Below are 22,551 nucleotides of genomic sequence, written 5' to 3'. Positions count from 1 at the left end.
TTTATTTCAGGAAGAAAGGGGGTTACCCCCCTCTCCAAAATATTTATAATTACTCAACAATTGCTGTTACAACACCTGCACCGACTGTTCTTCCACCTTCACGGATAGCAAATCTCATTCCTTCTTCAATAGCAACAGGGTAGATAAGTTTAATTGTCATTTCTACGTTATCTCCAGGCATAACCATTTCTACACCTGCAGGGAAGTCAATTAATTCACCTGTTACATCAGCTGTTCTGATAAAGAATTGTGGTTTGTATCCTTTTTGGAATGGTGTATGTCTTCCGCCTTCTTCTTTCTTTAAAACGTAAACTTGTGCTTTAAATGTTGTATGTGGTGTTATTGATCCTGGTTTTGCAAGAACTTGTCCTCTTTCCACTTCATCTTTGTCAACACCTCTTAACAAACATCCAACATTGTCGCCTGCAAGACCTTCATCAAGGATCTTTCTGAACATTTCAACACTTGTAACAACTGTTTTATTTACTTCGTAACTCATTCCTACGATTTCTACTTCATCACCGGGTTTGATAACACCACGTTCGATTCTTCCAGTAACAACCGTACCTCTTCCTGTAATAGAAAATACGTCTTCAACTGGCATCAAGAATGGTTTATCCGTTTCCCTTTGTGGTTCTGGGAAGTATTCGTCCATAGTATCAAGAAGCTCTTTAATTGGTGCATATGCAGCATCATTAGGATCATTAGATGCCTCAACTGCTTTAAGAGCAGAACCTCTTATTACTGGAAGATCGTCACCTGGAAATTCGTATTTATTAAGAAGTTCCCTTACTTCCATTTCAACAAGATCAATTAATTCTTCATCATCAACCATATCCGTTTTGTTAATGAAAACAATCATTGCAGGAACATTAACCTGTCTTGCGAGAAGAACGTGTTCTCTTGTTTGTGGCATTGGTCCATCAGTTGCTGCAACAACAAGAATAGCACCATCCATTTGAGCTGCACCAGTAATCATGTTTTTGATATAGTCAGCGTGACCTGGACAGTCAATGTGTGCGTAGTGTCTGTTGTCTGTTTCGTATTCAATGTGTGCAATGTTAATTGTAATTCCTCTTTCTTTTTCTTCTGGAGCTTTATCGATTTGTTCATATGGTGTATAATCCGCTCTTCCAAACAAAGACAAGTACTTTGTTATAGCTGCTGTTAATGTTGTTTTTCCGTGGTCAATATGTCCAATCGTACCAACATTAAGGTGTGGTTTACTTCTCACAAACTTTTCTTTTGCCATAATTCACCCTCCTTTATCCTTTGTGGATAAGTTATTTTGAAATTATTTTTTCAGCAATCTTATCAGGAACTTTTGCATATCTTTCAAGTACCATTGTATAAGTTGCCCTACCTTGCGATAACGACCTTAAATCAGTTGCATAACCAAACATCTCGGAAAGCGGCACCAAAGCCTTTATGATTCTCAAATGTCCTCTTGATTCCAATGTTTCCACATGTGCACGTCTCGAATTAAGATCTGCTATTATGTTTCCCATATACTCTTCTGGAGTAGTAATTTCAACTTTCATTATAGGTTCAAGTAAAATTGGTTTTGCCTTTTTCACAGCCTCTTTAAATGCCATACTTGCTGCAATCTTAAATGCCATCTCGGACGAATCAACTTCGTGGTATGAACCATCGAGTAATATCGCTTTTATTCCTACCATTGGATATCCACCAATATATCCACTTTGAGCTGCTTCTCTCACACCTTCTTCAACTGCAGGAATATATTCCTTTGGTATAACTCCGCCGACAATTTTATCTTCAAATTCAAAAGTCTTACTCAAATCAATAGGTTCAAATCTCATTACAACATGTCCGTATTGCCCTCTTCCGCCGCTTTGTCTTATATATTTTCCTTCAGCTTCAGCTGGAACTTGAATAGTTTCCCTGTAGGCAACTTGAGGCTGACCTACTCTCACATTTGTGTTAAATTCACGTTTTAATCTATCTACAATTATTTCAAGGTGCAACTCACCCATACCTGAAATAATAGTTTCACCTGTTTCAGGCTCAACATATGCTCTAAATGAAGGATCTTCATCACTTAACAATGTTAAAGCCCTTGATAACTTATCCTGATCTTTTTTTGTTTCCGGTTCTACCGCTATAGAAATAACAGGCTCTGGGAATTCCATTTTTTCCAAAATAACAGGTCTCTTCTCATCGCATAATGTATCTCCTGTTTTTGTATCTTTTAAACCAATTGCTGCTACGATATCACCTGCTCTTACATATTCCACATCTTCCCTCTTATCGGCATGCATAAATATCAATCTTGAAATTCTTTCTTTTTTTCCCTTTGTTGAATTGTACACATAACTACCCTTTTCAAGCCTTCCACTGTAAACTCTAAAAAATGTTAATTTACCTACATATGGATCTGCTTGTATTTTAAAAGCAAGTGCTGTAAATGGTTCGTTTTCATTTGGAACTATGTCTATTGTTTCTCCATTTTGATCCCATCCTTTAACAGGTGGCACATCAAGTGGCGATGGCAAATATTCCAAAATTCCATCTAATAAAGGTTGAACGCCTCTGTTCATTTTTGCAGAGCCACAAAATACAGGTGTAGCTTTATTTTCAATTGTAGCCTTTCTCAATGCCTTCTTTATTAAATCATTTGAAATCTCCTCGCCCTCTAAATACATGACCATTATATCATCATCAAGCTCTGCCACTTTTTCAAGTAATTCCTCTCTCATTTCTTCAGCTTTAGCCAAATATTTTTCGGGAATCTTTTCATAAACCATTTCTGTACCCTTTTCATCAAGCCATCTTATGGCTTTCATTTCAATTAGATCTATTATCCCTTCAAACGAATCCTCTGCTCCCATAGGCATTTGAACAGGAATTGGATTTGCCCTAAGTCTTTTTACCATACTTTCAACGGACATTTCAAAATCCGCACCTAATTTATCCATCTTATTCATAAACGCAATACGTGGCACATTGTATTTATCTGCTTGCCTCCAAACAGTTTCTGACTGCGGTTCAACACCTGCAGCAGCATCAAAAACGGCAACAGCTCCGTCAAGTACCCTTAACGCCCTTTCTACTTCAATGGTAAAGTCAACGTGTCCCGGAGTATCAATTATGTTAATACGATAGCCCTTCCACATACATGTTGTTGCAGCCGAAACAATGGTAATACCCCTTTCCTTTTCTTGAACCATCCAATCCATTGTTGCAGTACCATCATCCACACTACCAATATTATGCTTTCTACCTGTATAGAAAAGAATCCTTTCTGTAGTCGTTGTCTTACCTGCATCGATATGGGCCATAATACCTATGTTTCTTAATTTTTTCAAGTCAACGTATATCGCCTGTATCTCCTTCATACTCTCCTCCTACTTACCATCTAAAGTGTGCAAATGCCCTGTTTGCCTCTGCCATCCTGTGAACATCTTCTTTCTTCTTAATAGCCGTTCCCGTGTTGTTAAAAGCATTGACTAATTCTTCACCTAATTTTTCAGCCATTGGCTTTCCTTTTCTAGCTCTTGCCGCTTCAACAATCCATCTTAATGCTAGTGATGTCTTCCTTGGTTCTTCGACTTCAATTGGCACTTGATATGTAGCACCCCCAACCCTTCTTGGTCTTACTTCAACAATAGGTCTGACATTTTCTACTGCTTGATGCAAAGCATCAAGTGGATCTTTCTTCGTCTTCTCCGCTAAAATTTCCATAGCTTTGTAAACTATCTTTTGAGCTATTGATTTTTTTCCATCCCACATAACTCTATTTATAAGTTTTGAAACCAAAACATCATTATAAATTGGATCAGGTGGAACTTTTCTAATTTCCGCTCTTCTTCTTCTCATTTATATTTCCCTCCCAATTTATTTCTTAGGTCTCTTTGCACCATACTTACTTCTTGATTGTTTTCTGTTCTCAACACCTGCTGCATCCAATGCGCCCCTTATAATTTTATACCTAATACCTGGCAAGTCTTTTACCCTTCCACCTCTAACCAACACAACTGAGTGTTCTTGCAAGTTATGTCCTATACCCGGAATATATGCAGTTACTTCTATCCCATTGCTCAATCTAACCCTTGCAATTTTTCTAAGAGCTGAATTTGGCTTTTTTGGAGTCATTGTCGATACCCTTACACAAACTCCTCTTTTTTGTGGGTGCCCTTGTAACGCTGGAGATTTTGATTTTTCCTTAATTACTTTTCTTCCATACCTTACCAACTGATTAATTGTAGGCATCTAAACCCTCCCTTCAAAAACTATAAAATTTTTCCATTTCAGCCACGCCGCAATATTTTACAAATTCTATTATAAACCCTTATAGCAAAATTCTCTTGAAAAATAAGTGAACATTTTGTTTCGTCCACTTTTTCGTGCGTTTTATGAATGGTACTTAGAAAAAAAGAGGGCATCAAGCCCTCTGGCTGGGGCGGTAGGACTCGAACCTACACTGCTGGAGCCAAAGTCCAGTGTCCTGCCAGTTAGACGACGCCCCAACTAGAAAAAAAACAACTGGTGGGTGCGGCAGGGATTGAACCTGCGGCCTCTTCCGCGTCAAGGAAGCGCTCTCCCACTGAGCTACGCACCCAGGCCGACTTTTATTTTATCACACAAAAAAAACTTGTCAAGATGTTAAAATAAATTTACCTTCTTTGATTTAAACACAACCATAGAGTATAATAAAATAAGAAAGCGAGGGAGAAAGACATGATAGTAACAGAAAAAAATTATTATTCCAGATTGGACAAATTTCTAAGAAAAGAACTTAAAAATTTACCCTTGAGCGCCATTTACAAATTAATAAGAAAAGGAAAGGTGATAGTCAACGGAAAAAAAATTAAAGATCCATCTTACAAACTTGAAGTTGGAGATGAGATAAACATTAACGAAGATACCTCTAAGTACAATAGAGAAAAAAACAATCAAATCATTCCAATAAAAATGGAATTTGATATCATATATGAAGATGGAAATATTCTGATAATAAACAAACCCGCTGGTATACCAATCCATCCAGGAAAAGGGACACATATTGCTACGCTAATCGAGGGATTAATGTATTTAGGCAAAAAGAAAGATTTTACACCTTACCTCGTCCATAGATTAGATAAACACACATCAGGAGTTTTCATTGTGGCAAAAAACGTTAATAGTGCAAGAGAAATTAGTGATATAATTTCTTCAAGAAATATAAAGAAAAAATATGTTACACTCTGTATAGGTAACCCTAAAAGAACCGAAAAAATAGAAATACCACTTGATAGTAAATATGCAAAAACCATATACAACAAGAAAAAAACATTCAAAACTGATCTTGGCTATTTCTCACTATTGGATGTGGAAATCAAAACTGGAAGAAAACACCAAATCAGAAAACACTTGAGTTTAATAGGTTATCCAGTTGTAGGTGATAACCTTTATGGTAACAAAAAATTAAATAGAGAATTTAAAAGAAAATATGGACTAAAGCGATATTTTTTACACTGTAGTGAAATGACATTTGTCTATAAAAATAAAAAAATCAGGGCAATAGCCCCTCTTGCAAAAGACCTACAAGAAACTTTAAAAGCCTTAAAAATGGAGGAATGAATTGAAAAAAATATTTTTTTTATTAATACTCCATATCTCATTGTCTTTCTTTTCTATTAACATTTATTTCAATACATATGATAACACCATTATAATAAATGGTGAAATTTACCCGTTTTTTGGAAAACCAAACAAATTTAGGGGAAAGATTATATCTTATTTCAAAAGTCCTAATGTAGAAAACTTCGAATTTCCAGACAATCTATTAGTACTAGAAGATGGACAAACCATTGGAAAAGACGGGACAATAAAGGTTTCAAAAGATGTATTTCAATCTATATTAAAATTATACAAAATATCAAAAATTACCCAAGTTGTTATAGATGAATTTCCAATAGAACTATACGATGAAAAGATAATAGTAAAAAAAATAACCCCAAAAGATAAATTAAAAGAATATCTTGATTTATTCCTAAAAGAATATGAAATACCAAATTTAAAATTCTATTTTGGAGAATATAAAATAACACCTAAACCACCTAAAATAGATATTACAACATTTTCATTTCCAGAGTATGGTTTTTACAAAATACGCATAAATGACTATGGGAAGACACAGACTAAAGTTTATATAAATAATACTATTTCACCAACTGCTGGTGCGCTTTTACCTGGAACATATACAATTTTTGTGTACGCAAAAGACGAATTAGGAAACGAATCAAGTCTCACCAAAAACTTATTCGTTCCCAAATCAACAATAAACTTTCAAGAAAAAGAATACGAATTTTTCTCCCACACAAAGTACGGCACCCTAACTTTTATAGGCACCAAAAACTTTTACGAAATTTCATCATCTAATTCTACAATTACAACAATCACTGTAAAAGATACCACTCCGCCCAAAGTACTGTTAGAAAAAAAACATCTATTCGACAACTATTATGAAATAAAAGTCATTTCACAAGACTTTAACAAAACAAAAACTCTTTTAAAAATAAACAATCAAGAAAAAAAAGGAGAAATTTTCAAACTCAAGTGTGGAAAAAATATAATTGCCGTTTATTGTGAAGATACTTTTAAAAACAACACTTTAAAACTCGAAACAATATATATTAACGAAAAAAATTCAAACTCTCTTCAATTTTTTGACCAAAAAAGATGGTTCAATATAGGAGGTATAATGATAAAATCCCCATTTATAAAAACATGGATCAATCCTAAAAGACAAAGGAGGCATTATGAAGATAAAAATTTTGTCATACACATCGTTAAATAAGGTATTATTTATCTTTACAATAATTGCCTTACTTTCGTCTTTGATAAGAATAATTTCAGATATAGAAAACATGAAAACAAAAATAGTTTTTGAAGACTCAAATGAAGTCTTTTTCTCAGATGGAAAAACCATTCCTACAAAATTTTCCAAGTATGTTGTGTTAAAAGACGCAACAACTGTAAATATTGATATAAAAGATAAAGTATTTGGAATACTCGAATTTAATTCCTCATTCAAACTTTCTCAAAATTATGCAAAAAAATTAACTAATGTAATAAACGTCCATTATATAAAACCTGAGGAACTAACAAAATACAACGAAAAAACTCTTTTCAAAAGACTTTGGCGTGCAGTGGTAGAAAGAAGTATAGATCTTATAGTTCTACCAAGAACAAAATTAACCGAAACTGTTGCAAAAAAATTCAACAACTATTTTCCAACTTCAGAACCTTCTCCTTATATAGTCAAAGCAAAAAATATAAAGTATGTTTTTCTTGTAATACTTGTACTTTTCGTATTCAGTCTTTTTCCATTTATTGCTTTTTTCATTCCCATTCTATACTTTTCATATGATTATTTTGTGTCAATTGTAAGTATTATTGGAACCATATTCGTATTTAAAAAGGTAAACAACAATATTCTGAAATTTTTTTCATATTTTTCATTAGGAATATTTACCAATCTTTCCTTATACGATTTTTACCATGTAAACAATATTGAAACTTTCAAATTAGTAAAACTTTCTCTAATCCTCCTTCCAGTGATTTTATTGATTGAACTAATAAACACTCAAAATAAAGAGTTTAAAAAATATATGAAGATATTATTACCTATATTCACTATTTTTGGGATATATTATATAATTAGAAGTGGGAATTACGGATTCGTTTCAGACTTTGAAAGAAATTTAAGAGAATTTATAGAAGACATATTTATAATTCGTCCAAGAACCAAAGAACTAATATTTTATCCTCTTTTATTCTTAGCACCATATACTAAAAATATTTTCTTCAGAAAATTCTTTCAAATATTTGGAAGCATTGCCTTATTATCTACATTTAATACTTTCTGTCATATTAGAGCACCTTTGTTTATCAATGTCTATAGAGAATTGATTACACTATTCATTTCAATTATTATTTTTTCAATAATTAATTTATTCTTTGAAAGGAGTGTTTTATATGAGAAAAACAAGAATAGTATCCACAATAGGTCCCGCCACTGAATTAGAAGAAATGCTTGAAAAACTTATCAAAACCGGAGTTAACGTATTTAGACTAAATTCTTCCCACGATACGTTAGAAGTCCATAAAGAAAGAATTAAAAGATTAAAAAAACTACGAGAAAAGTTAAACGCAGTTTTTGCAATTTTAATAGACTTATCTGGTCCAAAGATTAGAACTGGAAAACTTAAAGAAGAATACATAACACTAAAAGAAAATAGCATAGTTGATATAACAACAGACGATGTGCTTGGCGATGAAAAGTTACTTTCAGTTAATTACGTTAGATTTCCATTTGAAGTAAAAAAAGGAGATAAAGTTTTGATAAACGATGGTGCAATAGAACTTGAAGTGCTTGAAACAAATAATAATATTGTAAAAACAAAAGTAATTAGAGGAGGAAGAATAACACATCATAGAGGTGTCAACCTTCCAGGGGTAGATCTCTCAATTTCGGCAATTACAGAGAAAGATAAGGAATTCATAAAACTTGCAATTGAGGAAAATATAGATTTCATAGCACTTTCATTTGTTAGAAAACCCGAGGATGTAAAACTTGCTAAATCACTTAGTAACGGAATACCTGTAATTGCAAAAATAGAAACTGCACAGGCATTAGATTATCTTGACGAAATAATCCATGAAGCAGATGGGGTAATGGTTGCAAGAGGAGATCTAGGTGTTGAAATTCCTCTTTCAAAAGTCCCCATTGTTCAAAAACAAATCATAGAAACCGCTAATAGGTATGCTAAACCTGTCATCACTGCAACACAAATGTTAGAAAGCATGATTAAAAATTCAACACCTACAAGAGCAGAAGTTTCAGATATAGCCAACGCAATTCTTGATGGAACAGATGCTATAATGCTTTCAGCTGAAACATCAATAGGCGATTACCCCATAGAAGCGGTTAAGGTTATGAACGAAGTTGCAATAAATACTGAAAAGTTTCTTCTCAACTATGAATCAATTGAATTAGAATGGATAAGAAGTTATTACATATCAGAAGATCCAGAAACAGCTATTTCCCATGCAGTCTATAATCTTTCAAAGGATATAAACGCAAAATTGATAATAACAGCAACCGGTACAGGAAGAACAGCAATTAACGTAGCAAGATTGAGACCGAACGTACCAATAATGGCTGCTACTCCAAATATTTCTACACTGTATAAGTTAAGCCTAGTATGGGGTGTTATTCCTGTATTGATAAATCAAACACTCTCCACAGATGAAATGATAAATGAAGTTATGAAAAAAGCAAAAGAATTAGGATTTGCAAAAAAAGGAGACAAAGTTATAATTACCGCAGGTATTCCATGGGGGAAACCCGGAACAACAAATACACTTCAAATACAGGAAATAATTTAAAATCATGAACTAGACTACCTAAAAGTATTGACAATCACATCTTTTATGTTATTATATTTAAGTGTGGCCCCATAGGATAACGGCTAGTCCATCGGATTCTCAGTCCGAAGGTCGGGGTTCGATTCCCCGTGGGGCTGCCAGAGGCCCCAGTAGTTCAACGGATAGAACGGCGGATTCCTAATCCGCAAATGGGGGTTCGATTCCTCCCTGGGGCACCACAAAGTATGGGCCGTTAGCTCAACAGGTAGAGCACCTGACTCTTAATCAGGGGGCTGTGGGTTCGAGTCCCACACGGCCCACCAGGTTGTAGTAAAGAGGAAGCGCCCGCTTCCCACCCCAAGCGGAAAGCAAAGGGGTATGTCGTTATAATATAAAGTCACAAAGTTTCTAGTTTATAATAATTATCGGCGGGCGTTATGCTCGCCGATATTTTTTTAGGAGGGATGTATTATCGACAAAATTATTAAAAATGAGGAAATTCGGGCTTCAGAGGTTAGGGTAGTAGGCCAAGATGGAAAACAACTTGGGATAATGTCAACTGATAAAGCTCTAGAACTTGCTTATTCTCAAAAAATGGATCTCATTTTAGTTGCTCCAAATGCCAAACCACCAGTAGCTAAAATAATGGATTATGGAAAATACAAATATGAGCTTGCAAAAAAAGAAAAAAAAGCAAAGAAAAATCAAAAAATTATAGAAGTAAAGCAGATGAAATTCAGAATTAAAATTGATGAACACGATTATCAAACAAAAGTAAAACACATCAAAAGGTTTATTGAATCGGGAAATAAAGTAAGAGTGGTAATAATGTTCAGGGGAAGAGAGTTAGCATTTGCAGAAAAAGGCAAGGAAATCCTAGACAGAATCAAAGAAGATATAAAAGATATTGCAGTTGTAGAAAAACAACCCAAATTAGAGGGAAGGGACATGTGGATGATGTTAAAACCTAAAAATTGAGGAGGGAAAATATGGCAAAAAATAAGATGAAAACACAAAAATCTGCCGCTAAAAGATTTCGAGTAACTAAAAACGGCAAAATCATCAGAAGACGCGCATATGCGTGGCATAAAACTGGAAAGAAAAGAAGATCTACTTTAAGAAAATTAAAGTTGGAAGCAGAGGTAGCTGCATGTGAAAAGAATAGAGTATTGAGAATGCTCGGAAAAAAATAAGAAGACTTGGAAGGAGGATAAAATATGCGTGTAAAAAATGCAGTTAATGCAAAGAAAAAAAGAAAAAAGATAATGAAGGCCGTAAAAGGATATCGCGGAGCTTTAAGTAGAAGATATAGATTAGCCAAACAAGCGTATATTAAAGCAAAACAACATGCATATGTAGGCAGGAAACTCAAAAAAAGAAATTACAGAAAATTGTGGATTACAAGGATTAATATAGCAGCAAGAAATGAAGGCCTAAAGTACAACGAGCTCATTCATGGATTAAAATTAGCAGGAGTAAACATTAACAGAAAGATGCTCTCTGAACTTGCAGTGAATGACCCTGAATCCTTTAAGGAATATGTGAATATAGCAAAGCAAGCTATTGGCAAATAAAAATACTCACCCTTCTGGATTCCCTCCTCGGTGCCTAAAATTGGTCGGATGGGAGTTGAAAGAAGGGGTGGGAAAACCAAATAGGAGGTGGAGTTTGTGGCGGTTGTTACGATGAAACAGTTGTTAGAAGCAGGTGTTCATTTTGGTCATAGAACACAAAGATGGAACCCAAAGATGAAAGAATATATTTTTGGTGCTAGAAAAGGTATATATATTATCGACCTTCAAAAAACATCAAAACTTCTTGAAGAGGCATACAATCTTGTTAGAGACAAAGCAGCAGAAGGTGGAACAATATTATTCGTTGGAACGAAAAAGCAAGCACAACAAGTAATCAAACAAGAAGCGGAAAGATGTGGTGCTTTCTATGTAAATCACAGATGGCTTGGTGGTTTATTAACAAATTTTCAAACTATAAGAAAAAGAATTGATAAATTAATTGAACTTGAAGAAATGGAAGCAAACGGTGAATTTGATAATCTTCCCAAAAAAGAACAGAGCAGACTTAGAAGAATTTTGGAAAAACTTAGAAAAAATCTCGGTGGTTTAAAGGAAATGGATAGAATCCCAGATATTATTTATATAGTTGATCCAAGAAAAGAAAGAAATGCAGTTTACGAAGCAAACCTTTTAAAAATACCAACTGTTGCAATAGTAGACACGAATTGTGATCCAGACGAAATTGATTACATTATTCCTGGTAATGACGATGCAATTAGGGCTATACAACTCATAACTTCAAAAATAGCAGATGCCTACCTTGAAGGTAAGGAAGGCGTTTCGTACCAAGAAGAATCACAAGGACAAAAGAAAGAGGAAAACACAGAAGAAATTTTTGAAATTGAAGAAACCGAGGATGAAGAAATATAAAGCCCCCAAATTAGGGGGCTTTTTTGGAGGTTGTAAAAATGTTCATAACATTTGAAGGTATAGATGGCTCTGGCAAAAGTACTCAGTTAGATCTTTTGGCAAATTATTTGGAACAAAAAAATAAAAAAGTTATAAAAGTAAGGGAACCTGGTGGAACTATTTTAGGAGAAAAAATAAGGGATTTACTTTTAAATTTTCCCATGAACAGTCGCAGCGAATTACTTTTATTTCTCGCATCAAGGGCTCAGCTTGTAGATGAAATAATAAAACCCTCTCTTAAAAAAGGATATTTCGTACTAGCAGATAGATTTACAGATTCAAGTATTGCCTATCAAGGCGGAGCGAGAAATTTAGGAATCGATTTGGTTGAGTATTTGAATTCATTTGCAACAGACAATATTTTACCCAATATAGTTTTTTTCATAGATGTCCCAGTAAATATTGCAATCACGAGGATTTTAAAAAAAGATAGAATTGAAAGAGAAGGAAAAAACTTCTTAGAAAAGGTAAGAGACACATACCTTAAAATCTCGATGAAAAAGGATAACTTTTACGTAATTGATGGAAATCAAGACGTAGAAGGGGTATTTCTTCAAATAAAAAATATAGTCGATTCTTATTTAGATCATTGATATATACTTTTCAAGTATATTTCTTGCCAAATCAATCAAAGATTGCATCATCCACCCACCTAAAAACAACAAAGTCAAAAACAACACAATAATCCTGGGGGCAAACGTTAAAGTTTGCTCATTTATTTGTGTAGCAGCTTGAAAAATGCTTATTATAAGTCCAACCAGAAGACTAATCAAAAGAGGCGGTAATATAACAGTTAAAAGTGTCTTTATCCCTAAGCCAAATACATCTAAAAAAACCTCTATTGTCAAAATTATCCACCTCCGAAACTTTTTATTAAGCTTCCTATTAACATATCCCAACCATTCACTAAGACAAAGAGCAAAATCTTAAAGGGTAGTGACACCAATACAGGTGGTATCATTATCATTCCCAAGGATAATAAAATACTGGCAACCACCATATCCATAACTATAAAAGGAACGTATAATAAAATTCCCATTTTAAAACCAATCTCAAGTTCTCCAATTATAAATGCGGGAATTAATATCGAATTTGGAGTTTTTTCTATGTCACTGATATTTTGCCCAACGTTTTCCGCTAACATAAAGATATTATCTTCGTTGTGGTGCACCTTTATTTCAGTCAGCATAAACGTTCTAAACCTATCCATAGTTCTTGAAAACATCTCTTCGTAACCTATCTCAGAGTTCAAATATGGAGTAATGGCGTTGTTATATACATCATTCCATACAGGCTGCATTATAAAAAATGTCAAAAACAAAGCAAGCCCTATCAAAACTTGATTTGGTGGAGTTTGCCTTGTACCTAAGGCATTCCTTACAAAAGAAAATACAATTATAATACGCGTAAAAGAAGTAAACAAAATTAAAATACTCGGTGCCAATGAAAGGATTGTTAATAAAAGTAAAATTTCAAGAGTATTCACAAGTTCCCTTGGCTGTTGAGTTGGGGTTATCTGCAAAGAAATTCCAGGAAGTGGCATTTCATTTTGTGCAAAAACAAAAAACGAAAGCAATAGCAGCAAAATTACTACTGTTTTTTTCACTTTTTTCCACCTTTTTTTACAACGTTTTTGAAAAATTCAAACTTAAAATCACTCTTTTCAAGCTCACCAGATTCTATTGAATCAAATTTTTTTATAATCCTTCCACCGTTTTCGGTAATCAACAAAGCATAATATTCATCTAAAATCCTAACAATTGCTATGTAAGAATTTCTCGTAATAAACTTTCTTTCAATTACCACAATAAAACGTCCCCCTACACTCCGGGGGACTTTATTCTTAATTAAAAAATAGGTAACAAGCATGACTATGGAAAAAATAAGAATAGAAACTACAAATCCAACTAACGTGGAAATAACACTCTCCCCCTAACCTGATACTTTCTGAATTGCCTCAATTACCCTTGCTGCTTGGAAGGGTTTAACTATAAAATCTTTTGCTCCCGCCTGAATTGCTTCTATAACCATTGCCTGTTGTCCCATAGCACTACATACAATAATTGTTGCATTTGGATCTATCTTTTTAATCTCTTTAATAGCCTCTATACCATTCATTTCCGGCATTGTAATATCCATAGTCACGATATCTGGTTTTAATTCTTTGTATTTTTCCACAGCTTCTTTACCATTTGCTGCTTCTCCCACTACTTCATGACCAGCTTTAGCAATAATATCTTTCAACATCATCCTCATAAATGCAGCATCATCCACGATCAAAATCCTCTTCCCCATTCTCTTATACCTCCTCCACACCAATTATTTCATCCAATATCTCCTCAATATCTAAGTATACCACAAGTCTTTCACCTTTTTTTATTAATCCCTTTGCTTTTTTACCGTAAGTATCCACATCTCTAAATGCTTTATCAATTTCTTCTTGAGATGTCCTTAAAACTCCCTTAACATTTTCTACCAAAAAACCTACTTCAATATCTCTTATTTTCGTAATAATTATCTTTTTAAACTCTTCGTTTTCTATGTTGTGGCATATTCCACCAAGAATTTTTTTCAAATTAACAACTGGTATAATCCTACCTCTTAAATTAATCACACCATCTATTACCTCCTTTGATTTAGGCACAGGGGTAACTTCATCCTTATCAATAACTATTTCCACATAATCTACATCAAAACTCATTTCTTGATTACAAACATTAAAACTCAAAACTTCAAATTCCGTTTCTACACTCATTCTATCCACCTCACTCCACCAAATTTAAGGTGTCAATTATCAAAGCAATACTTCCGTCACCAAGTGTTGCACCACCACTAAATTCTTTTACATCTGAGAACAATTTCCCCAAAGATTTAATAACAATATCCTCTTGCCCAATCAAACTATCCACAGCTATACCGTATTTTCTATTTGCAACTTTAACAACAACAACATTTAATTCTTCGAACTCTTTACCATGTTCTATTCCAAGTATATCCCAAAGTTTGATTATTGGAATAACTTCTCCTCTCTTAACAATTACTTCTTTATTTTGAACCATCTGTATTTCTTCTGGAGCTACAATTAAAGTACTGTCTATTACGGAAATAGGAATTGCATAAATATAATACTTTACTTTCACAAGCAATGCTTGAATAATTGCAAGTGTTAATGGTAATTTTATAATAACCTTTGTACCCACACCTTTTTGAGATTCTATCTGCACGGTTCCATTTAAAGATTCTACTGTATTCTTTACCACATCCATTCCTACACCTCTACCAGAAAGTTCACTTACTTGATCCTTCGTTGAAAATCCAGGCATAAACAAGAATTCATATATTTTTTCATCTGGTAAAGTAGATGCTTTTAATTCATCAACCAACCCCTTTTCAATAGCTTTTTTCAAAATCTTCTCTCTATCCAAGCCCCTTCCATCGTCTTCAACTTCTATAACAACATTATTACCTTCATGTCTTGCAGATAAAATCAAAGTACCAACAGGGGATTTTCCCTTTGCAATTCTTTCTTCTTTTGTCTCTATACCATGATCGATTGCATTTCTTATCAAATGAACGAGGGGATCTCCTATTTCCTCAACAAAAGTTCTATCTAATTCCGTATCCTCACCTTTCATTACAAAATTTATCTCTTTTCCCAAATTCTTTGAAATATCCCTAACCATTCTTGGAAATCTGTTAAACACATAAGAAATAGGCACCATTCTTACCTTCATAACTATATTTTGCAAATCAAGTGTGATTCTACTAAGTTGTGCCAAAGATTCATCTACTTCTTTTATATTATATTTCTTCAAAATCTCAATTATTCTACTTCTTGCTATAACCAATTCACCCATTAAATTCATTAGTGTATCCAATTTTTCTATATCAACCCTTACCGTTTGAGTTATTTTAACCTTTTTCTTTTTAGTTTCTTTATCATCTTTTTCACTTTCTTTTTTAGTTTTTTCTCTTTTTACTTCTTCTTTTTTTTGCTTAATTTCAACCTTTTTAACTATAACTTTCTCAACTTCGGATACAGAAGATAATTTTTCTTGCAATTTCAAAGGTTCTACCTTTATAAGCACATATAACTCAACTTCTCTATCAAATTTTTCATTTTCTATATCTTCCACACTTGGTATACTCTTTATAACTTCACCACCCAATTCTTCAATTCCATGGAAAACCATGTACATTCTTGCAGATTTTAATTGAACATTTTCTGCTAAGATAACCTTTGTATAAATAAGATTATATCCTTTTTTCTTAGCCTCGTCTACCACATGAATTAGTGCCTCATCAGTTTCATATATATATTCCTCCGAAGAATCTTCGGAAGTTTCTTCAACTTCCTCTTCTTTAACTTCTTCTTCTCTCTGTACATTGCTTTTAGATTCTTCTTTTTTTGCATTAGCATTAACAACTTGTCCTTCTGCTAGTTTTTCAAATACTTCAACCAATCCACTTACATCTTCGTCTATTTCCTCTGTTCCTTCTTTTGCAATTTTATCTAACATTTTATCAATTAAATCTAAACCATTAAACAAATAATCTAATTTATCAGAATCAATCCCAACCTTTCCAGATCTAACTGCATCGAGAAAATTTTCCATTCTATGACAAAGTTTTGCCATATTTTCAAATCCCATTGTTCCAGCCATACCCTTTAAAGTATGTAAAGCTCTAAATGCAATATTTATATACTCCATATCTTCTGGATTTTTTTCCAAATCTAAGAGTGCATCATTTAATTGCTGAATATACTCTCTTCCCTCATCAATAAACACACTTAGATATTCTTCAAATGACATATATGTCACCTCCTACATTATATCCAAAAAATAATTTATAAAATATCCCGATTTTTCCTGCCAAAAAATCACTTTTGAATTTATCCTAATTCCAAGAAATTTGTATACCAAATCTCCTATATCTAAAAACACTTTTACATCATAACTTCTTTTTCTATCCAAAAAGTTATAAGCGGCTATATCCATTAACTTCTTTACCCTGGCTTTTTTTGCATAATAACTTTTTTCAATATTACTTACTACAAAAAATTGCTCATATTCGTAAAAATACAATTTAAATTCCTTTGATATATTTATTACCCATTCATCTTTTATTTTATCATATTTTGCCAAATATTTTTCAAAAATTTTTTTAATATTTTCATAACCATCGGATAATTTAAACAAAAACGCCACAGAAACACTTGTTGAATCATCCACATCACCTACAACGTAAAAAGTTGAAGTGGAATTTTCTATTAAACTCTCTGCAAGGTTATAAAACTTTGTTAAATCCGTGCTTTCAATGGTAAAAACCCATGGCTCAATGATTTTCAAAGCTTCTTTTGAATCTTCAACTGTTATACCGGCAAAATAATTTCCCAAAACAGGTATATTTTCCATTAAATCATCAACCAAGGCATTTCTTTTGTAATAATTATTCGTTTTTTGATGAATTTGTATCCTTAAGACTCCATCTTCAACTTTTCCCTTGAAAAATAAGTATTCAGTCTTTACATTTCCGTCTTCCACGGTAAAAGGTAAATTAATCTTTAAAGCACTTCCTTTTGAATATCCACAAATCCAAGTATCTTCCTCTAAAATACTAGAAATAGATTTCTCCACATTTGAAAATTGTAGCTCTGGATTTTTATATACGGAAATTAAATACTCTAAAGTTGTTTTACTACCGGAAATAATATAATAATCTTTGAATTGCTTAGCATACAAAAAATCACCAATAAAAAACACACCATCATCTACTTTCACTTTTTCATCAAGAAGTTTACCAAAATAACTTGAAATTTCCGTTGCATTGTCCGTTTCAAATATCAAAGCAGAATCTTTTGAAAGATTTCTCAATATATCAAAATAATAATTTATATCAAATGATAAGGTATCATCTAATACCACTTCTCCACCCTTGGATAAAAACAGAACATTTTTCGAGAAAATTCTAAGGAATTTCTCTTTGTCTATTCCCTCTTTATAGCCCATGTTTTCAATGTAGTTTATGAAGTAATTTTCAAAAGAAAGCCCTTCATCAGACAGGACAAAATTTACAAATGGCACTTTTTTTAAATCGCTATAGATCTTTCCAGTATTCTGAAATTGGATAAATAAACTATAATCCAAAGGAACAAAGTTTAGAATACTTGAAAAGGCAAAAACAACGATAAGTAAAAAAACAGATATCAAAATTTTTTTCATCTCAACTCCTCCCAGGCTCTTTTTACAATGCTTTCAATATCTATTTCTTTTTCTTTCCCTTCTATTTTCAAATACAAAAAGTATTCAATATTACCATCTGTACCTTTAATCTTTGAAAAATCAATTCCTACAGGCTTTAAACCTTCATCTAAAGCAACTCTAATAACTTTTTCCAGCACTTCTTTATGAACTATTGGTTCCCTAACAATTCCACCTTTTCCTACTTTACCTTTACCCGCTTCAAATTGTGGTTTTACCAAAACAACAGCTCTTCCCGATTCTTTTAATATCTTCTTTATAATAGGAAAAATCTTTGTTACTGAAATAAAAGAAACATCACAAACTACAAGATCCACTTTTTCAGGTAATTGTAAATTTCTTGCATTTGTTTTTTCTAAAACTATTGTTCTTTCATCACTTCTAATCTTCCAATGTAATTGTCCATATCCCACATCTACACAATACACCCTTTTCACACCATTTTGAAGCAAAAAATCTGTAAATCCACCTGTAGAAGCACCTATATCACATGCAACTTTATCCTTTATCTCAAATGAAAAAGAGTTAAAAGCACCTTCTAATTTATAACCACCACGACTTACATACTTTTCCTTTTGTTTTATCCTTATATTTGAGTTGATATCAACCATTTTTCCTGCTTTATCAACACGCTCATTATTAACAATTACATTTCCCGCCATTATAAGTCTTTTGGCCTTTTCCCTACTTTCAACTAAACCTTTTTTTACAAGAAGTATATCTAATCTTTCCTTCATCTTTTTATCCTCCATGTTCCATCCAAAGTTATTATAAAATACTCTTTTTCATCGTACAATAAGTTTAAATAGTTCTTAAATTTAATATCCTTAAAGTGGTAAAACTCTCCATCAAACCACACCATTTTATATCTAGGACGTATAACTATACCTCTAACAAATTTTACCTTCCCATCCTCGATTAAAAAATCATCACTTATTTCAGATATATCCTCTTTCTTTTTTGACCAGATATCTATTCTAAAAAGTTTTTTATCTGCATTTACATACAAATACTTGCCGTAACCCACACCGTAAAGTTTTTTAAATTTTTCCTTATATAGAACTCTCCTTTTACTCAAATCAAATACAACAACATCACCATTTACAAAAGCCAAAACAAGTAGATTACCGCTTACAAACCAATCAAATGGGACATCTGAAAACTTATATTTCCATGTTCTTTCCAAATCACTTAAACTACCATCAGAATAAAGCACAAAATTATTAAATACATCTAAAACAGATACTTTATTTTTTTCTAATATTTTTTCATACCAATAATGCTGGGAAATTATTCTTTTTTCACTCGCAAAAATAGGTAGTTCTGGAAAATCAACGCTCTTTTTTCCCAAAATTAACTTTCTACCATCATAAACAAAACTTCCGAACAAACATACCCCACTTACAAAACTTTGTACATTTTCTATCTTCGTATCCTTTCCTATGTATACCACATTTCCATAAAAATCATAAAAACCTTCCTTGATGTATCTTATTTCGCTACCCACTTTAACTTTGTACATATTCTCCATATGCTTAATAACAAATGGCTTAAAGACATTTTCTACTATATAAAAATTCTCTTTGATGGGATCAAAAGCTATTGATTTTTTTGGTATATTCTTTTTTTCAAAGACTTTATCCAAACTTTGAAATAAATCATCCAGAGAATACGATAAAGATAAAAAGTTATCTTTTTCTATATCTTTGTACCTAAATTTCCAGGCTATTGCATCATTTTTTCTTTTTAAAAAAATATACACAGGCTCTCCTATACCTATCAAATATCCCCTTTTGTAAAAATAATTTTCAACGTAAAACTTTAAATCATCAGGTCCTTCGTACAAAAGAGTTATAACAGGTTGTTTTAACCATTCTTGTATAATTTGACTTGCCTGATTGGTAATTTCATCTCCCATAAAAAATATCACACCACTTGCTTCAAATGTAACACCCATCAAAATAATACTTTGTACAAGTACAATCCATGTGGTGGTGCTGTACCAGCGGCCTCTTGTCTGGAACGTGCTTGCAAAATTTCTTCTATCTTTTCCGGTGTCCATTGACCTAATCCCACCCTTACCAAACTTCCAACTATATTTCTCACCATACTTCTTAAAAAAGATCTACCTTCTACCCTAATTAATATCAAACCGTTTGTTATCTCCAAAACCCTTATTTTATATATTGTTCTAACGGGATTTTTCTTATCATTTCCCTTTTTAAAAGATGAGAAATCATGTTCTCCCTCCAAAAAACTGCTAGCTTTCCTCATTGCATTAACATCCAAATTGTATCTAAAATGCCATACGTAATTTCTCTTAAAAACATCTTTTTCTCTCATGCTAATAAAATAGTGATATATCCTTTTTTTTGCGGCAAATCTTGGATTAAATTTTTTGTCAACTTCCCAAGATTTTTTTACATATATATCCTCTGGAAGATTAGCATTCAAAGCATTTTTTATATCTTTATCAGTTAATCTATCAATCGGACAATTAAAAGCTGCAACTTGACCATTTGCATGAACACCTGCATCGGTTCTTCCCGCTCCCTGAGTATATATCCGTTCTTTAAATATCCTTTCCAGTGCATTTTCCAACTCACCTTGAACAGTTCTAACGTTTGGTTGCCCTTGATATCCGAAAAAATTTGTTCCATCGTATGAAAATTCTATTGCAAAACGCTTCATAAAGCCATGATCCTCCCACCACCAGATTTTTTTGCAACTTTTAAAGCTTCTCTTGCTTTGCTTAACAAATCAAAATAAGAATTCTCACCTTCATCATGTGCTAAACCTATACTGACCGTAACATTGAATTTTTCTAAAAGTTTTTCGTTAAACTTTCCAAAATACATTAAAGACTTTAATTTTGTACTATTTGGAAACAAAAACACAAAGTTTTCTCCACTCAACCTATAAAAATAAACGTCTTTTCTTTCATTAAAATAATCTTCTATATATTCGGAAATCATTTCTGCATATTCCGGTCCTTTTTCGAAATTAATACTATCAAAATTATCAACATCCAAAACTCCCAATACAACTTCTTCGCTATTACTTATTACAGATTCACAAAACCTCACAAATTCCGGATAAGATAAATACTTTAAATCTTTTGAAATCCAATATCTTGCATATGGCGTTCTCTTTAAAAACTGATATACAAACCATGATAACGTTTTTAAAAGCTTCAAATCGTTAACCGATGGTCTCATACCGGTAACTGGTTTATCAAAACTTATATAGCCTATCATATTAGATTGATCATCTAAAATTGGAACAAGTAGTAAATCTTTTGGTTTCCAACTATTTTCATATTCAAAAGACATGTAATTTTCAAAGACATAAGAAACTTCTTCCTCCAAAGACACGGCATCTTCTGGAACAAAATAACAACCTTCTCTTTCAAATCGTTTTGAAAAATATTTCATAGTTGAGTCTATTGATATAACCGAACTCCTTAATTTAAAAAAAACATCATCGGTTATACCCGCTTTTGCAATCCTTAAAATCTTTTTATCTTTCCTATCAAATAAACTTAACAAAGCCGCTTCATAACTTGATATTTTACATATTATTTCTAATATATTATCTAATCTTTCCTCAAAATTTTCAACATTTTCATCGTAAATAAGTTCTATTAAATCCATTAGATTTTCATTTTCTTGCTCCAATTTTTTTCTTTCTATTTTCTCAACAAGCATAATATTGTATGATTTAATATAAAAAACTACAACAAAAAGATATACTACATACACAAAGGCCAAAAACAAAAATGGAAAAATCTTTACTTCAGAAAATAGATAAACAACGGAAATTATAAAAGACCCAAAAAATATCAATAAATAACTATTTAAAAGAGGATTTATTAATTCTTTTATTAACTCTAAAGAATAAATAGACATCCAAATAAAATTTGCAAGTAGTGCACCTAATATAAAAAGTGGTATCCTTAAAAATTCTTCACCTGCCAAGTAATATAAATAAGTACCAGCAGAACACATCAAAAAAGATAATAAAGCTCTTAACAACCTATTTCTTTTGGATGTCAAAAACCAAATAATCGGCAAAATAACAGTAACAGTTTCAGGAGTAATAAACAATAAATACGGAAGTGCTATCAAAAGTTCAAGTGAAAATTTGTACTTCGAAACATTAAGATCCAAAAACCTTGAAATAAATACAGATAAGACAAAACTCACTACAAAAAACCAAGAAGTAGAAAATACAAATTTATCCGTCAAAACTAAAAGGAAAATACCAATAAATAGGGAAAAAATCACCAAATATAAATTTTTCTTTATAACGATCCCCCCTTGTACTTCTTATTTTAACATTTTTTATCAAAATTTTGATAATTTTCCAGAATGAAAAATAAGAATTGGTTAACAAAATATTAACCATTTCAAAAAATAAAAATGAACTTT

Annotated in this window: 24 protein-coding genes and 5 tRNA genes; 12 read left to right on the top strand and 17 right to left on the bottom strand. The window is 32.4% G+C overall.

All coding sequences use genetic code 11. The features are described 5' to 3' along the window. Nucleotides 1-49: 49 nt before the first annotated feature. From tuf to Y592_RS05460, 6 genes are all read right to left on the bottom strand, one after another. Nucleotides 50-1,252 carry an elongation factor Tu gene (tuf, locus tag Y592_RS05485; protein ID WP_075666001.1) on the bottom strand — a complete coding sequence of 401 codons (1,203 nt, stop codon included), beginning with the start codon at nucleotides 1,250-1,252 and terminating at the stop codon, nucleotides 50-52. Between the two features lie 31 nt (nucleotides 1,253-1,283). After that, nucleotides 1,284-3,359 carry an elongation factor G gene (fusA, locus tag Y592_RS05480; protein WP_075666000.1) on the bottom strand — a complete coding sequence of 692 codons (2,076 nt, stop codon included), beginning with the start codon at nucleotides 3,357-3,359 and terminating at the stop codon, nucleotides 1,284-1,286. Between the two features lie 13 nt (nucleotides 3,360-3,372). Beyond that, nucleotides 3,373-3,840, bottom strand: coding sequence for a 30S ribosomal protein S7 (gene rpsG, locus Y592_RS05475; RefSeq protein WP_075665999.1), 468 nt, complete (start codon nucleotides 3,838-3,840; stop codon nucleotides 3,373-3,375). Between the two features lie 18 nt (nucleotides 3,841-3,858). Then, nucleotides 3,859-4,233: a 30S ribosomal protein S12 gene (rpsL, locus tag Y592_RS05470; protein WP_075665998.1), complete on the bottom strand. Its 375-nt coding sequence runs from the start codon at nucleotides 4,231-4,233 to the stop codon at nucleotides 3,859-3,861. Between the two features lie 182 nt (nucleotides 4,234-4,415). Then, nucleotides 4,416-4,490, bottom strand: a tRNA-Gln gene (locus Y592_RS05465). 17 nt (nucleotides 4,491-4,507) lie between these two features. Then, nucleotides 4,508-4,582: transfer RNA gene (locus Y592_RS05460), tRNA-Val, on the bottom strand. Nucleotides 4,583-4,701: 119 nt separating this feature from the next. Between Y592_RS05460 and Y592_RS05455 the strand changes: the two genes are divergently transcribed. From Y592_RS05455 to tmk, 12 genes are all read left to right on the top strand, one after another. Continuing rightward, complete coding sequence (locus Y592_RS05455) at nucleotides 4,702-5,583, top strand: RluA family pseudouridine synthase (protein WP_075665997.1); 882 nt, start codon at nucleotides 4,702-4,704, stop codon at nucleotides 5,581-5,583. Between the two features lies 1 nt (nucleotide 5,584). Beyond that, a complete protein-coding gene (locus Y592_RS05450) occupies nucleotides 5,585-6,802 on the top strand; it encodes a hypothetical protein (protein WP_075665996.1) in 1,218 nt (405 codons plus the stop codon). After that, nucleotides 6,765-8,027: a DUF5693 family protein gene (locus Y592_RS05445; protein ID WP_075665995.1), complete on the top strand. Its 1,263-nt coding sequence runs from the start codon at nucleotides 6,765-6,767 to the stop codon at nucleotides 8,025-8,027. The genes Y592_RS05450 and Y592_RS05445 overlap by 38 nt, the downstream gene beginning before the upstream one ends. After that, nucleotides 7,984-9,396: a pyruvate kinase gene (pyk, locus tag Y592_RS05440; RefSeq protein WP_075665994.1), complete on the top strand. Its 1,413-nt coding sequence runs from the start codon at nucleotides 7,984-7,986 to the stop codon at nucleotides 9,394-9,396. Before Y592_RS05445 ends, pyk begins: the two co-directional genes overlap by 44 nt. A 65-nt stretch (nucleotides 9,397-9,461) precedes the next feature. After that, nucleotides 9,462-9,536, top strand: a tRNA-Glu gene (locus tag Y592_RS05435). 3 nt (nucleotides 9,537-9,539) lie between these two features. Then, nucleotides 9,540-9,614: transfer RNA gene (locus tag Y592_RS05430), tRNA-Arg, on the top strand. 8 nt (nucleotides 9,615-9,622) lie between these two features. Then, nucleotides 9,623-9,698: transfer RNA gene (locus Y592_RS05425), tRNA-Lys, on the top strand. Between the two features lie 145 nt (nucleotides 9,699-9,843). Continuing rightward, nucleotides 9,844-10,353: a translation initiation factor IF-3 gene (gene infC / locus Y592_RS05420; protein ID WP_077287532.1), complete on the top strand. Its 510-nt coding sequence runs from the start codon at nucleotides 9,844-9,846 to the stop codon at nucleotides 10,351-10,353. A gap of 11 nt (nucleotides 10,354-10,364) precedes the next feature. Next, nucleotides 10,365-10,568: a 50S ribosomal protein L35 gene (rpmI, locus tag Y592_RS05415; protein ID WP_075665992.1), complete on the top strand. Its 204-nt coding sequence runs from the start codon at nucleotides 10,365-10,367 to the stop codon at nucleotides 10,566-10,568. 24 nt (nucleotides 10,569-10,592) lie between these two features. Beyond that, on the top strand, nucleotides 10,593-10,949 hold the full coding sequence (rplT, locus tag Y592_RS05410) for a 50S ribosomal protein L20 (protein ID WP_075665991.1): 357 nt from the start codon (nucleotides 10,593-10,595) through the stop codon (nucleotides 10,947-10,949). Nucleotides 10,950-11,045: 96 nt separating this feature from the next. Next, complete coding sequence (gene rpsB, locus Y592_RS05405) at nucleotides 11,046-11,819, top strand: 30S ribosomal protein S2 (RefSeq protein ID WP_075665990.1); 774 nt, start codon at nucleotides 11,046-11,048, stop codon at nucleotides 11,817-11,819. A 38-nt stretch (nucleotides 11,820-11,857) separates the two neighbouring features. Then, nucleotides 11,858-12,451 (top strand): dTMP kinase, encoded by a 594-nt coding sequence (gene tmk, locus Y592_RS05400; protein ID WP_075665989.1) that lies wholly within the window; start codon nucleotides 11,858-11,860, stop codon nucleotides 12,449-12,451. On the opposite strand, the gene fliQ is transcribed toward tmk, so the two are convergent. The 11 genes from fliQ to Y592_RS05345 form a co-directional block, all read right to left on the bottom strand. Next, nucleotides 12,440-12,706 carry a flagellar biosynthesis protein FliQ gene (gene fliQ / locus Y592_RS05395; RefSeq protein ID WP_075665988.1) on the bottom strand — a complete coding sequence of 89 codons (267 nt, stop codon included), beginning with the start codon at nucleotides 12,704-12,706 and terminating at the stop codon, nucleotides 12,440-12,442. The genes tmk and fliQ overlap by 12 nt on opposite strands. Nucleotides 12,707-12,708: 2 nt before the next feature. Continuing rightward, nucleotides 12,709-13,464 carry a flagellar type III secretion system pore protein FliP gene (fliP, locus tag Y592_RS05390; protein WP_075665987.1) on the bottom strand — a complete coding sequence of 252 codons (756 nt, stop codon included), beginning with the start codon at nucleotides 13,462-13,464 and terminating at the stop codon, nucleotides 12,709-12,711. Continuing rightward, the gene (locus tag Y592_RS05385) at nucleotides 13,461-13,664 is read right to left on the bottom strand and encodes a flagellar biosynthetic protein FliO (protein WP_232218163.1); all 204 of its coding nucleotides are present in this window, start codon (nucleotides 13,662-13,664) and stop codon (nucleotides 13,461-13,463) included. The genes fliP and Y592_RS05385 overlap by 4 nt, the downstream gene beginning before the upstream one ends. Nucleotides 13,665-13,790: 126 nt before the next feature. Further along, nucleotides 13,791-14,153 (bottom strand): chemotaxis protein CheY, encoded by a 363-nt coding sequence (cheY, locus tag Y592_RS05380; RefSeq protein WP_075665985.1) that lies wholly within the window; start codon nucleotides 14,151-14,153, stop codon nucleotides 13,791-13,793. Between the two features lie 4 nt (nucleotides 14,154-14,157). Then, nucleotides 14,158-14,613: a chemotaxis protein CheW gene (locus Y592_RS05375; protein ID WP_075666719.1), complete on the bottom strand. Its 456-nt coding sequence runs from the start codon at nucleotides 14,611-14,613 to the stop codon at nucleotides 14,158-14,160. A gap of 10 nt (nucleotides 14,614-14,623) precedes the next feature. Beyond that, nucleotides 14,624-16,672 (bottom strand): chemotaxis protein CheA, encoded by a 2,049-nt coding sequence (locus Y592_RS05370; protein WP_075665984.1) that lies wholly within the window; start codon nucleotides 16,670-16,672, stop codon nucleotides 14,624-14,626. Nucleotides 16,673-16,684: 12 nt separating this feature from the next. Next, on the bottom strand, nucleotides 16,685-18,082 hold the full coding sequence (locus Y592_RS05365; protein ID WP_088368917.1) for a hypothetical protein: 1,398 nt from the start codon (nucleotides 18,080-18,082) through the stop codon (nucleotides 16,685-16,687). Then, nucleotides 18,079-18,858 carry a TlyA family RNA methyltransferase gene (locus tag Y592_RS05360; protein WP_088368916.1) on the bottom strand — a complete coding sequence of 260 codons (780 nt, stop codon included), beginning with the start codon at nucleotides 18,856-18,858 and terminating at the stop codon, nucleotides 18,079-18,081. Before Y592_RS05360 ends, Y592_RS05365 begins: the two co-directional genes overlap by 4 nt. After that, on the bottom strand, nucleotides 18,855-20,081 hold the full coding sequence (locus tag Y592_RS05355) for a hypothetical protein (protein ID WP_156858187.1): 1,227 nt from the start codon (nucleotides 20,079-20,081) through the stop codon (nucleotides 18,855-18,857). The genes Y592_RS05360 and Y592_RS05355 overlap by 4 nt, the downstream gene beginning before the upstream one ends. Continuing rightward, nucleotides 20,078-20,812 (bottom strand): tRNA pseudouridine(38-40) synthase TruA, encoded by a 735-nt coding sequence (truA, locus tag Y592_RS05350; RefSeq protein WP_075665980.1) that lies wholly within the window; start codon nucleotides 20,810-20,812, stop codon nucleotides 20,078-20,080. The genes Y592_RS05355 and truA overlap by 4 nt, the downstream gene beginning before the upstream one ends. Continuing rightward, on the bottom strand, nucleotides 20,809-22,368 hold the full coding sequence (locus Y592_RS05345) for a diguanylate cyclase domain-containing protein (protein ID WP_232218162.1): 1,560 nt from the start codon (nucleotides 22,366-22,368) through the stop codon (nucleotides 20,809-20,811). The genes truA and Y592_RS05345 overlap by 4 nt, the downstream gene beginning before the upstream one ends. Nucleotides 22,369-22,551 lie beyond the last annotated feature (183 nt).

This window comes from Thermosipho sp. 1070, from assembly GCF_001682135.1.
GTDB classification, from domain to species: domain Bacteria; phylum Thermotogota; class Thermotogae; order Thermotogales; family Fervidobacteriaceae; genus Thermosipho; species Thermosipho affectus.
Note: the sequence above shows the minus strand (reverse complement) of the source record. Positions and strands in the feature narration are given on the sequence as shown.